Consider the following 12,096-nt stretch of genomic DNA (forward strand, 5'->3'; position numbering starts at 1 on the left):
CCCGGCCGCTCCTACAGTGACCGCGGCGGGGTTCGGGGCGACGGAGGCGGTCATGCGGGTGCACTATCCACGCACGGCGCATCTGCCGTGGTCGCCCGGCGCCTCGTCCGACGACGTGCGCGCCGGCGACCTGTCCGGGCTGGCAGGCCGCGAGGTCGTGGTCACCGAGAAGCTCGACGGCGAGAACACCACCTTGTACGCGGACGGCCTGCACGCCCGCTCGCTGGACTCCGCGCACCACCCGTCGCGGGCCTGGGTCAAAGGCCTGCAAGGCCGTGTCGGCCCGGGCATCCCGGACGGCTGGCGCGTCTGCGGGGAGAACATGTACGCGCGGCATTCGCTGGCGTACGACGACCTCGACAGCTGGTTCTACGGCTTCTCGGTCTGGGCCGGCGACCACTGCCTCGGCTGGGACCGGACCGTGGCGTTCCTGCGCCGCCTCGGGGTGCCGACGCCGCCCGTGCTGTGGCGCGGCACGTTCGACGAACGCGCCCTGCGCGCCCTGCGCCTGGACACCGCACGCCAAGAGGGCTTCGTGGTGCGGACCGTCGACGGCTTCCCGCGCGCGGAGTTCGGCCGCCGCGTCGCCAAGTGGGTGCGGGCGCGGCACGTGCAGACCGACGCGCACTGGATGTTCGCCGAGGTCGTGGAGAACGGGCTCGGCCCGTCCGCCGCGCTTTGGGCGGTCCGCTCCGGCGCCCCTGCGGATCCCGCCGCGCTCCGCACGGCACTCGGTCTGCCCCCCGGGATCGGGCCCGAAAAAGCGGCGGAAGAAAGGGATTCGGCCGTGGCGGCCGAAGCCGCCGCCCGCCTGGACGCCCTCGGCCGCACCGGCGACGCCCGCCTCGCCGGGGTGCTCGCCGCGATGCTGCACGGTACGCGCCGCCCCTGGCTGGCGGCCCGCCTGGCCGGCCCGCTCGGCATGCCGCTCGCCCGCCGCATCGCGGACCTTGCCGGGCTGCAGGCCGCGCTGCACCGCCCGTACCCGGACGAGCAGCGCCGCAGCGGCTTGGCCCGGCTCGCGCACTCCGCCGACCTCGGCGCCCTGCACGCGGTCGCGTACGCCGCCCTCGCCGATCCGGCCGCCGCCCCGGCCGAAGTCCGGGACGCACGCGAGCAGATCGACTGGTCGATGCTCCACGCCGAGGACGCCGCGCTGCTGGGCCCGGCCCCGCTTGCCGCGCTGCGCGCCGGGCTGGGCACCGCGCTGGCCGGGCTCGATCCGGCGGTCCGCGACCGGTGCTGGGCCGAGGCCCGCGAACTGCACGCGCAGGGCCGCATCGGCGCCGGTCTGGGGCTGCAACCCGGAGCCCCCGCCGATGCGTTGGTCGAAGAAGCCGCGGCGGCGACATGGCGGTGGCGCTCGGGCGCCTTCCCCCGGCTGATCCATCTGGTCGGGCCGTCCGGCAGCGGCAAGAGCACGTTCGGCGCGGGCCTGCCCGGGGTCGACGCGTACATCTCGCTCGACGATCTGCGCGAAGCCCGCGGTTCACGCGCCGACCAGCGCGCCAACAGCGACGTCCTGCGCCAAGGCCTGGACCGGCTGGACAAGGCACTTGCCGCGGGCGGCACGGTGGTGTGGGACGCGACTTCCCTGAACCACCAGCAGCGTTCGCTCGTCCACGCGGTGGCATCCGGCCGCGATGCCCTGACCACCCACGCGGTCGTCCTGGTCGACGAGGACGAACTCATGCGGCGCAACGCAGTACGGCCGCACCCGGTGCCCGCCGACGTGCTGACCGCCCAGATGCACCGCTACGGCCCGCCCTATCCCGGGCAGGCGCACCGCACTTGGTACATCGACGCATCCGGCGCCGTGCGGGACGCCGACGGCGCGCTCGTCCCCGCCCCGGACGCGTACGACGCCTGGGACCACTCCTGGGACCGCTCTTGGGACGGCGCCTCGGGCGATCCCCGCGGGTCCGCAGCCGCGGACCCGCCGGGCGAGGAGGGCTGATGCACACCAGCGAGGAGATCTACCACCGGGTCCGCTGGGATCCGCGTTTCGACCCGGCCCGCTTCGTGCTCGGCGTCAACCGCCGCAACGCGCCGCCGAAGCGCATCCCACTGCCCGCGTTCGTGCCCGGCGGCGACATCCCGTGGCACCGCATCATGTTCATCGAGGCGGACGGCGAGGTGGTGTGGGACCGCGCCACCGGCCTGGACACCGTGGACACATCCAAGGCCGGGCGGGTGCAGGACCCGCGCCGGCTGCGCGCACCGTTCTTCACGGCCCGCACCCCCTTCGTCTGGGACGCGGCGGCCGGCTGGTGCCCCGCGCCCGCCACCGGGACGACGGGCACGCCGGCTGCCGCGAACGGCACACCCGCATCCGTACGCGTCCTCACCTGGAACACCCTCTGGGACCGCTACGACCGCGACCTCATCGAGACCGACCGCCGGCGCCCGCTCCTGGCCGCGGCGCTCGAACAGGCCGATGCCGACGTCATCGCGCTGCAGGAGGTCGAGCCCGCGCTGCTCGCGCTGCTTGCCGCCGAGCCCTGGGTGCGCCGCGGCTACACGCTCGGCGCCGACCCGGCCTCCCGCGAAATCGACCGCACCGGGCTGCTGTTCCTCAGCCGCCTCCCGGTCCGCGAGGCCGGTCAGCACATGCTCGGCCCCTACAAGGCGCTGTCCGCGATCACCGTGGCGACGCCGGCCGGCCCCCTCGTCGTCGCGGCGACCCACCTGACCAGCGACCACTCGCAGGGCGGCGCGTCCCGCCGGAGCGCCGAACTGGCGCGGATCGCCGAGGGATTGGCCGATGTCGACGGCGATGCCGTGCTGGTCGGCGACTTCAACGACGGGCGCTCGGGCGCCGACGGCCCGGCCGGTGTGCTCGGGCTGCGCGATGCCTGGACCGAGGTGCTGGGCCCCGGGGACGAGACCGCCACGTTCGATCCGGTGGCCAATCCGCTCGCCGCGGTCTCCTCGCTGTCCGGCCGCGCCTCGCGGCTCGACCGCGTGCTGCTGCGCGCCGACGGGCCTGGCAGCGCACTCGGGCTGCGGCCCACTGCGGCCGTGCTGCTCGGCGACCGACCCGCGGACGACGGGCTGTTCGCCTCCGACCACTACGGCGTGCAGGTCGACTTGGCCGTCGGCGCAGCCGAGGCCTCGGGCACGGCCGAGAGCATCCTCAACTCCGCCCCGACCGCACGCACCGCCGTGGCCTGGATCCCCCCGGAGACCGCGTGGCCGGCCCTGCAGGAGGTCCGCACCGCGCACGACCCGCAGATCCACCGCTGGCCGCCGCACGTGAACCTGCTCTTCGGCTTCGTCCCCGAGTCCGACTTCACCGAGGCCGCCGCCCTTCTGGCCGAAGTTGCCGCCGATACAGCCCCGTTCGAGGCAGCACTCGACGGCGTGCACACGTTCGGGCACCGCGACGACGCGACGGTGTGGCTCGCCCCGGCCGCCGACGGCGACGAAGCATGGCAGCAGCTGCGGGCCGCGCTGGTACGCCGCTTCCCGCGCTGCCAGGGCCGCGCCGAAGGCTTCACCCCGCATCTGACGCTGGGGCGCGCCAAGGACCCGCAGCGCGTGGCCGCGGACGCCCAGGCCCTGCTGTCCGCCCGGCGCCTGCCGCGCACTGTGCCGGTCGGCGAGTTCGTCCTGCTCTCCCGCCGCGGCGACGAACCCATGTATCCGCGCGCGGTGTTCACCCTCGGCACGGGCGACGCCCGGTGGCTTCCCGAGCCCGGGCCCGCATACCCGTCGGCAGCCGAAGCATCGCCGCGCGACGAGCAGGAACGCGCTGCCGACGTCGTGCAGCGGATCGCCGCCGCGCTGCCCGAGGCCGACGTCCGGATCGCCGGATCGCGCCGTATGGGCGGCGAACTCGCCGGTGCCGACCTCGACTTGGTCGCCGCGCTGCCGGGCGCCCCGGATCCCGAAGCCCTTGCCGCCCGCATCGCGGCCGCGCTGCCGGATGCCACCGCGCTGCGACAGGTCGCCGGGGCCCGCGTGCCGGGGCTGCGCCTGACCGCGGGAGGCCTCGGCGTCGACCTGGTCCTCGTCCCCTGCGGAACGGTGCCGGTCGCCGAGGCCGCCGCCCGTCTTGCCGCGTCGGACGAAGCAGCGGCGCTCGCGCTGAGCGCGGTCACCGACGCCGACGCGGTCCGGGCCGCGGTGCACGCCGACCCGCAGGCCTTCGCGCGGCTCGCGCGCACCGTCAAGGCCTGGGCCCGGGCCCGCGGACTGGACGCCGCGCCGTTCGGCGGACTGCCCGGGCTGGCCTGGAGCGTCCTCGCGGCCCGCGTCGTCCGGGACACCGCGGGCCTGGACGACGAGGCCCGGCTCGCCGAGTTCTTCGCCACCTGGGCGGCGTGGGACTGGCGTACACCGGTCGCCCTGGAGTCGGCGGCGACCGCCGCGACCGTGCCCGCCGCCCCGGTCACCGTCCTCACACCCACGGCCCCGATCCGGAACTGCGCCGAACAAGTCGGCCCCGGCGGACGCGACCTGCTCGGCCACGAGCTCTACCGGGCCTGGGAGATCCTCGACTCGGGTGCGGACCCCGCGGCCTTGTTCGCGGCACCGGACCTGCACCGCCGCCACGCTGCCTGGGCCGTGGTGGACATCCGTTCCGCCGGACCCGAGGAGTTCCGGCAGGCGCTCGGCCGGGTCCGCGGACGCATGCGGGCGCTGCTGACCACACTCGCGGAAGCCGGGGTCCCGGACGCCCACGCATGGCCGCACCCCTTCGACCGGACCGCCTCGGGCGCCTCGTACGCGGTCGGCCTCGGCCGCACGCCGCCGACCGCCGACGCCCTCGCGGCCCTGTCCGGCCCTTGGGCCAAGGGTCTGCCGGGGGTCGCGGTCCGGCATGCCGGGGGCGGCGAAGTCCCGACGCTGCGCCGCGCCTGACCCGGCGGCGGCCCCGGCTGCCCCCGCCACTTGCCCGGCGCCTTGCCCAGGCGCTCACCCGAACGGACGTCGGACTCGTTGAACCCCCGCGTCGTTCTCGTACGTGTGGATGGCATGCGTGCCCGGAGGTCGCGGCGCGCCCCTTCGAGTTCACCAGGGGTAACGATGGACACGGACATCACGGGTGTAGGCCGGCGGAGAGTCCTGGCCGTCTCGGCGGCTGCGGTCGGCGGCGCCGCGCTGGTCGCCTGCGGCAGCGACGACAAGGAGACGCCCCCGGCCGGGACCCCGGACGCGACCGGCGGCGGGAGCAGCCAGCCGTCCGGCAGCGGCAGCACGAGCGGGTCCACCGGGGCGGGCTCCGGCGCGCCGGCCGGCAAGGCGCTCGCCAAGACCACCGACATCCCGGTCGGCGGCGGCAAGATCATCGAAGCCGAGAAGGTCGTCGTCACGCAGCCGACCGCGGGCACCTTCAAGGCGTTCAGCGCGACCTGCACCCACCAGGGCTGCACGGTGGCGACCGTCTCCAACGGCACCATCAACTGCGCCTGCCACGGCAGCAAGTTCTCCGCGGCCGACGGCTCGGTGAAGAACGGCCCGGCCACCAAGCCCCTGGCCGAGAAGCAGATCACCACGAGCGGGGACCAGATCTCCCTGGCCTGACCAGGGCCGGCCGGCGCGAGGCCGGGCCCGCCAGGCCCGGGCCCACCAGGCCGGGCGCCGCGGGCGGATCAGGCCCGCGTGGTGCTGGTCGCCGTCATGGCGATGATCGAGTTGAGCGGGGTGCCGTTCATCCACAGCCCGAGCAGATCGCGGTCCACCGGGACGATGCGCTGCCCGTGCGCGAGGTCGCGCGCGGGCCCGGTGAACCGGCAACTCGCCACGAAGACCGCCACTTCCGCGTTGTGCACCGGACGTGCAGTGCCGACGAAGCGCTGCATGTCCGGGCTGCCCACGCTGCGGTCCGGGGCGTACCGCTTGCACTGGATGACCATCGACCGGCCGTTGGGGAGGCGGCCGGTCACATCCGCACCGAGGTCGCCGGCACCGCCGCCGACCTGCACCTGGGTGCAGCCGTCCCGGCGGCACAGGTCCGCGACGTGGTGCTCGAACGCGGTGCCGTCCATGGCGTCGACCGCCGCCAGTGACCGGGTGATCCGGCGCTGCGCGGCGGCCCTGCTGCGGGACCGCGCACCGAAGCCGTGCCGGATGCCGGCCACGAGCCAGCGCACCCCGAGCACGAGCGCGACCAGGAGCGCGGCACCCGCCACGATGCCGGCCAGCACCTGCCATTCGCGCAGATAGCCGGCGATGCCTGCGGCTATGCAGAACGCCAGCGTGGCCGCGGCGTAGAACCGGGTGAGGAGCCGCCGCCCGGTCGAGGGACGGGAGTTGCGGGGACTGCGGGCCGGACGGCGCCGCTGCCGCGGCACGCGCGACCGCGAAGTCCGGGTCGTCCTGCCCCCACCGCGCGCCGGCCGTCGCACCTGGCTCACCGCTGCCGCTCCCCCGCACTAGTCCGCGTCCCCGGCCCTGGTGAAGGCCCGTTCCCGACGCTATCGCGCCCATGCAGTGAAGGTCTGCGGCACACGCCACGAGAGGCGCGCAGGTACCGGGTTGCAAACCATGCCCCACTACCCCGTATTCTTGATCCCGATTCCGGGCGATTAGCTCAGCGGGAGAGCACTTCGTTCACACCGAAGGGGTCACTGGTTCGATCCCAGTATCGCCCACCGAAATCGAGAGCGACCCATGTCCGCGGAGAGCGCGGACCGGGTCGCTTTCGGTCTTTTCCGCGGCTTCGCCGCGCGCGGGGGCTCCGCCACCCGCACCCCCGACACCCCTCGCGACGCTGTCGGCACACTGTGCAGACCACGTCGCTCTGCCGTTTCCCGGCTCCCCCTCAGATCCTTGTCCGAGTCTGGTATCCGGGCCCGATCCGTGGTTCGGTACGGCCTCATGGACGCCACCGCACCCAGCCGCCCCACGCTCGACCTGCTCGACGGCGACTTCTACGCCCGCGACCCGTACCCCGTCTTCGCGTGGTTCCGGGACCACGAGCCGGTGGCCTGGGACGAGGTCAACGAGCTCTGGGGGATCTTCCGCTACGCGGACCTCAAGGACGTCGAGGCGCGCAGCGAGCACTTCGTGAACTCGGACCGCAACAAGGGCGGTTACCGGCCGAACATCCCCGCCGACCCGGCGATCATCGGGCTCGACAACCCGCTGCACAACCAGCGCCGCAAGCTGGTCAGCAAGTGGTTCACACCGCGCGGGGTGCGCGAGTGGGAGAGCCACGTGCGCACGGTGGTGGTCGAACTGCTGGACGAGGCGGTCGCCAAGGGCACCGTCGAGGTGGTCGCGGACCTCGCGTCCGTGCTGCCCGCCAAGATGATCGGCCGGCTGCTCGGCTTCCCGGACGAGCAGTGGCCGCTGCTGCGCGACTGGTCGGAGCGCACCATCGCGCTGGGCGGCGGTCCGCGCTACTTCACCGACGACGGCAAGGCCGCGGCAGGCGAGTTCGCGACCTCCGCGCTGGCGCTGTTCGAGGAGAAGAAGCGCTGCCCGGCGGACGATGTCATGAGCACCTGGACCAAGGCGTCCATCGACGGCGTGCCGATCGGCCCCGCCGAGGTGTTCAGCGACTGCCTGCTGCTGCTCGACGGCGGTGCGGAGACCACGCGCACGGTCATCGCCCGCACGTTCCTCAACCTGATCGAGCACCCCGACCAGTGGGACCTGCTCGAGAACGGCGCCGATCTGGCGGTCGCCACCGAGGAGTTCATCCGGTACGTCACGCCCATCCACAACATGTGCCGGGTCGCGGTCGGCGACCAGCAGGTGGGCGGCACCACGATCCCGGACGGGCACCAGGTCGTCCTGATGTACGGCTCGGCGAACCGCGACCCGCGCGTCTTCACCGACCCGGAGCGCTTCGACGTCACCCGGACGCCGAACGACCACATCACGTTCGGCTTCGGCACGCACTTCTGCCTGGGCGCGCCGCTGGCCCGGCTGGAGATCCGGATCTTCTTCGAGGAACTGCTGCGCCGGGTCCGGGGCATCCGGCTCGCGCCCGGCACCGAGGTGGTCGACATGCCGAACGCCTTCGTGCACGGCATCAAGTCGGCCTACATCGAGCTCGTACCGCGCTGATCCGCGCCGAAAGGCAAGGGGCCCAGGGGCGATCCGCGACGGCACCTGAAGCACGCCGCGGATCCCCTGAGGGGTGGGACTTGCTGCTCCCACGCCCAAGGATCACCAGAGCTCGTGTCCTGGCCGTTATCTCAACGTGAACGATCTGTTACACCAACCGGAGTGCGGCCTTCCGAGCGGCCGCACTCCGAGGCGTTCGGCGCCTGTATGTCAGCCGAGTTTCATCAGCTCGACGCGCGTGCCGTCCGGGTCCGCGAGGAACAGCAGTTCGGCGCTGCCCAGCTCGGTCTTCATGCTGGTGCGGGTGCCGTCCAGCACCGTGCCGCCGAACTCGGCGAGCCGGGCGCCGGCGGCGTCCACGTCCTCCACGACGAAACTGAGGTGGGTGAGCCCGAGCTGGTTGCGCTGCGCGGACGGGGCGCCGGTCGCACCGGGCGACGCGTAGTGCAGCAGCTCGATCATCAAGGTGCCCTTGGCGATCATCTGCGAGGTGAGCCGCACGTCGCCGGGCACCTCCAGGGCCGCGGCCGCCTCGTTCCCGATCTCGTACGAGATGACCGGCGCGAAGCCGAGGCCCTCGCAGTAGAAGCGCATCGCCCGGTCGAGGTCGGCGACGCACAGACCGAAGTGCGAGACGGCGTACGCGTCGCCGGCGAGCGGCGCGGCGGTGGCATCGGACATGGGTACTCCCTGGGCCGGACGACGGTGCGGGTTCAGCGGCGAATTCACTGACGGTTCGTCAGATCCATCGGCTGCGCGCACCGTAACAACGCGAGGCCCAAGGAGCGAGAGGCACGCGGCATCGGACGCACTTGGCATTCCGGCGAATCAGGATCACCATCGTATTAGGAAGAAAGCATCAAGAAACGGACCCTGCCGCGATCCCGAGGAGGCGTCCGATGAAGCTCCACGACGAATTGCCGGTGGATCACCGGCTCAGCCAGGTCTACCGCTTCGGAGCCGGCGCGGTCGGGGTCTTCCTGCTCGTCTTCGGCATCCTGGCGCTGGTGGACCAGCTCGACTTCTTCGGCACCACGGGCAAGGACGTCGCCGGCCTGTCCGCCAACGGCGCACTGGGCATCCTGTCCGTCGCGGTCGGGCTGATCCTGATCGCGGGCGCGTTCCGGGGCGGCAACTTCGCCTCCACGCTCAACATCACCGTGGGCATCCTCTTCGTGCTCAGCGGGTTCGTGAACCTCGCGCTGCTCGGCAAGGACGCCAACGTGCTGGGCTTCACGATGTCCAACGTGATCTTCAGCTTCGCGGTCGGACTGGTGCTCATGGTCTGCGGCATGTACGGCCGGGTGGGCAGCGCCCTGCCGCACGACAATCCGTACTGGCGGTCCCGGCACGCCCACCAGGCGGCCCGCGAGGACACCGCGCGGCAGACCAAGGCACGCGGCCTGCCCGGTGGCCCGGTGAACGCGCACTGACCCGCAGTGGATGATGGGGTCTCCCCGCCCGGAACCGCCGGAAGGACCCGAGGAGGCCCCATGCCGATGCCGCCGCACCCGCCGCCCGCCGCCGCCCTGCCCCTGGCCGGAGTCACGGTGGTCGCGCTGGAGCAGGCGGTCGCCGCTCCGTTCGCCACCCGGCAGCTGGCCGATCTCGGCGCCCGCGTGGTCAAGGTGGAGCGGCCCGGCGACGGCGACTTCGCGCGCGCGTACGACGGTGTGGTGCACGGCCAGTCGAGCCATTTCGTGTGGCTCAACCGCGGCAAGGAGTCGATCGCGCTCGACCTCAAGGACGGCAGGGAAGGCGGCGACCGCGAGGTCCTGGACCGGCTGCTGGCGCGCGCCGACGTGTTCGTGCAGAACCTCGCGCCGGGGGCCGCGGAGCGCCTCGGCCTGGGCGCCGAGGAGCTCACCGCGCGGCATCCGCGGCTGATCGCGTGCGGCATCTCCGGCTACGGCACGACCGGTCCGTACCGCGACAAGAAGGCGTACGACCTGCTCGTGCAGTGCGAGACGGGGCTGCCCTCGATCACCGGCGGCCCCGAGGGGCCCGCGAAGGCGGGCATCGCGGTAGCCGACATCGCGGCCGGCATGTACGCCTTCACCGGGGTGCTGACCGCCCTGTACGAGCGCGAACTCACCGGGCAGGGCGGCCGGTTCGAAGTCTCGATGCTGGAGGCGCTCGGCGAGTGGATGGGCTTCCCCTACTACTGGGCGCAGTACGGCGGCGTGCCACCGGTCCGCAGCGGCGCCCGGCACGCCACGATCGCCCCGTACGGCCCCTTCCCCGCGGGCGACGGCGGCCAGGTGTTCCTGGCCGTGCAGAACCAGCGCGAGTGGGGCGTGCTGTGCCGGGACGTGCTGGCCCGGCCCGAGTTGGAGCACGACCCGCGGTACGCGGCCAATCCGGACCGGCTCGCGCACCGCGACGAACTGGACGCCGAGATCGCGGCGGCGTTCTCCGACGCGACCGCCGACGAGGTGCTGGCCAAGCTCGACCGGGCGGGCATCGCCAATGCGATGCTGCGCGACATGGCCGGATTCGCCGGCCACCCGCAGCTGGCCGCCCGCGACCGGTGGCGCGAAGTGGACTCGCCCGGCGGGCCGTTGCGGGCCCTGCTGCCGCCGGTCACCGTGCCGGGCCGCGAGCCTGCGATGGGTCCGATTCCGTCGGTCGATCAGCACGGTGCGGCGATCCGGGCCGAACTCGGGCTCTGACCGGGCGATCCGCACCCCGCTCCGTACCTGGATCCGCACCTCGATCCTTACCCCGCTCCGCATTCCGCCCCGCACCCCGCTCCGCGCCGACCGGGGTCAGTGCGGCCGCGGCCAGCGGGATCACCGCGCATATCCCGTAGGCCGCCGCGTAGCCCGGGCCGCCGATCACCATCGCGAACACCGGCGGACTGGCCGCCGCGGCCAGGTTCTGCCCGGTGTTGTGGATGCCCAGCGCCCGTCCCGCCCAGGCGGATCCGGCCAGTTCGGCGACCGAGGTGAACGCCACGCCGTTCCAGCAGACCGTGGCCACCGAGGCGACCAGCAGGGCGACGACGGCCGGCCACGACTGCCCCAGCGCCGCCACCGCCAGCGCGGCGACCGCCGCCGCGTTCGCGAGCGACAGGCGGCGCATGGGGATCAGCCGCGAGCCCATGCGGTCCGACCACGCACCGACGACCAGCCGGGACACCGCCGCGGCGGTCTGCACGACGGCCAGCAGGCGGCCGGCCGACGTCGCGGTCCAGCCGTGCTCCTGCACCAGGTAGTCCGCGGAGTACGAGACCACCACGAACTGCGGTATCACCAGCAGCGCGCCGGCCGCGTGGATCCGGAACAGCACCGGCGTCCCGTACGGCGAAGCGGGCCGGTCCGCACCCGCGGCGGGCGCCTCGCGGGGCGGGTCGGCGACGAAGAACGCGACCGCCAGCCCGGCCAGCACGCAGAAGACCATCGGGAACAGCAGCGCGGTCCGGAAGCCGTGCGCACTGCCGATCGGCGGCAGCACCAGCGCACCCGCGACCATGCCCAGCGGCTGGGCCATCTGCCGCACGCCCATGGCCACGCCGCGCTGCTCGGGCCCGAACCAGCCCAGCACCACGCGGCCGCTGGCCGCGTTGACCGAGGCGCTGCACGCGCCTGCGACGGCCAGCCACGTCCCCATCCACACCACGCCGTCCCGGCTGACCGCCAGGCCGATCGCGCCGCCGGCCAGCAGCATGCCGGACGCCATGACGACGCGCTCCCCGAACCGGTCGGCGGCCGCGCCCCACAGCACCAGGGTGGCCATCAGACCGATCGTGGGACAGGTGACCAAGGTGCCTGCGGCGGTCAGCGACATGCCTTCGTCGGCCCGCAACACCGGCACCAGGTAGGCCAGTCCGTACAGGAAGACGCAGCTCGCGCACTGCGCGGTCATGCCCACCGCGAGCATGCGCCACCGCCGCCGCGAGCCCTTTCCCTCTGCGTGCACGACCGCCCCCTCCCGCCGACCGGGCCGGCGGCCCGCGACAACAGCATGCACGCTACATGGAATCTCATTTTATGAGACATGGATATTGAAGGGTGGACAGCGCGGAGCGCGCACCGCCGTGGCTCGGCAGTCTCGGCAGTCTCGGCAGCCGCG

At 73.6% G+C, this 12,096-nt stretch carries 9 protein-coding genes and 1 tRNA gene; 7 read left to right on the plus strand and 3 right to left on the minus strand.

All coding sequences use genetic code 11. From position 1 onward, the window contains the following. Nucleotides 1–52 precede the first annotated feature (52 nt). The 3 genes from LZ495_RS13750 to LZ495_RS13760 all read left to right on the plus strand — a co-directional run bounded on the left by LZ495_RS13750 (nt 53) and on the right by LZ495_RS13760 (nt 5,529). A complete protein-coding gene (locus LZ495_RS13750) occupies nt 53–1,957 on the plus strand; it encodes an RNA ligase family protein (RefSeq protein ID WP_235052437.1) in 1,905 nt (634 codons plus the stop codon). Beyond that, nucleotides 1,957–4,866 carry a poly(A) polymerase gene (locus tag LZ495_RS13755; RefSeq protein ID WP_235052438.1) on the plus strand — a complete coding sequence of 970 codons (2,910 nt, stop codon included), beginning with the start codon at nt 1,957–1,959 and terminating at the stop codon, nt 4,864–4,866. Before LZ495_RS13750 ends, LZ495_RS13755 begins: the two co-directional genes overlap by 1 nt. A gap of 165 nt (nt 4,867–5,031) precedes the next feature. Beyond that, the gene (locus LZ495_RS13760; protein WP_235052439.1) at nt 5,032–5,529 is read left to right on the plus strand and encodes a Rieske (2Fe-2S) protein; all 498 of its coding nucleotides are present in this window, start codon (nt 5,032–5,034) and stop codon (nt 5,527–5,529) included. Nucleotides 5,530–5,597: 68 nt separating this feature from the next. On the opposite strand, the gene LZ495_RS13765 is transcribed toward LZ495_RS13760, so the two are convergent. Then, on the minus strand, nt 5,598–6,299 hold the full coding sequence (locus tag LZ495_RS13765) for a restriction endonuclease (RefSeq protein ID WP_235052440.1): 702 nt from the start codon (nt 6,297–6,299) through the stop codon (nt 5,598–5,600). Between the two features lie 228 nt (nt 6,300–6,527). Here LZ495_RS13765 and LZ495_RS13770 point away from each other — a divergent pair. Beyond that, nucleotides 6,528–6,599 (plus strand) — tRNA-Val (locus LZ495_RS13770). A 226-nt stretch (nt 6,600–6,825) separates the two neighbouring features. Further along, a complete protein-coding gene (locus LZ495_RS13775; protein ID WP_235052441.1) occupies nt 6,826–8,022 on the plus strand; it encodes a cytochrome P450 in 1,197 nt (398 codons plus the stop codon). 210 nt (nt 8,023–8,232) lie between these two features. Here the strand turns inward: LZ495_RS13775 and LZ495_RS13780 are convergent, their stop codons facing one another. Next, nucleotides 8,233–8,703, minus strand: coding sequence for a VOC family protein (locus LZ495_RS13780; protein WP_235052442.1), 471 nt, complete (start codon nt 8,701–8,703; stop codon nt 8,233–8,235). Between the two features lie 218 nt (nt 8,704–8,921). Here LZ495_RS13780 and LZ495_RS13785 point away from each other — a divergent pair, with 218 nt between their 5' ends. Together LZ495_RS13785 and LZ495_RS13790 are read left to right on the plus strand one after the other, a co-directional pair. Beyond that, nucleotides 8,922–9,455, plus strand: coding sequence for a DUF4383 domain-containing protein (locus tag LZ495_RS13785; RefSeq protein WP_235052443.1), 534 nt, complete (start codon nt 8,922–8,924; stop codon nt 9,453–9,455). A gap of 60 nt (nt 9,456–9,515) precedes the next feature. Continuing rightward, a complete protein-coding gene (locus tag LZ495_RS13790) occupies nt 9,516–10,694 on the plus strand; it encodes a CaiB/BaiF CoA transferase family protein (RefSeq protein ID WP_235052444.1) in 1,179 nt (392 codons plus the stop codon). Here LZ495_RS13790 and LZ495_RS13795 read toward each other — a convergent pair. Beyond that, nucleotides 10,606–11,943: an MFS transporter gene (locus LZ495_RS13795; RefSeq protein WP_235052445.1), complete on the minus strand. Its 1,338-nt coding sequence runs from the start codon at nt 11,941–11,943 to the stop codon at nt 10,606–10,608. The two genes, LZ495_RS13790 and LZ495_RS13795, sit on opposite strands and share 89 nt — an antisense overlap. Between the last annotated feature and the right edge of the window lie 153 nt (nt 11,944–12,096).

The sequence above is a fragment of the Yinghuangia soli genome (assembly GCF_021502675.1).
Lineage (GTDB): Bacteria > Actinomycetota > Actinomycetes > Streptomycetales > Streptomycetaceae > Yinghuangia > Yinghuangia soli.

Coding starts and splice junctions, on each gene's coding strand:
- LZ495_RS13790 (WP_235052444.1), top strand. CDS start 9,516: ATGCCGATGCCGCCGCACCCGCCGCCCGCCGCCGCCCTGCCCCTGGCC.
- LZ495_RS13760 (WP_235052439.1), top strand. CDS start 5,032: ATGGACACGGACATCACGGGTGTAGGCCGGCGGAGAGTCCTGGCCGTC.
- LZ495_RS13780 (WP_235052442.1), bottom strand. CDS start 8,703: ATGTCCGATGCCACCGCCGCGCCGCTCGCCGGCGACGCGTACGCCGTC.
- LZ495_RS13755 (WP_235052438.1), top strand. CDS start 1,957: ATGCACACCAGCGAGGAGATCTACCACCGGGTCCGCTGGGATCCGCGT.
- LZ495_RS13750 (WP_235052437.1), top strand. CDS start 53: ATGCGGGTGCACTATCCACGCACGGCGCATCTGCCGTGGTCGCCCGGC.
- LZ495_RS13775 (WP_235052441.1), top strand. CDS start 6,826: ATGGACGCCACCGCACCCAGCCGCCCCACGCTCGACCTGCTCGACGGC.
- LZ495_RS13785 (WP_235052443.1), top strand. CDS start 8,922: ATGAAGCTCCACGACGAATTGCCGGTGGATCACCGGCTCAGCCAGGTC.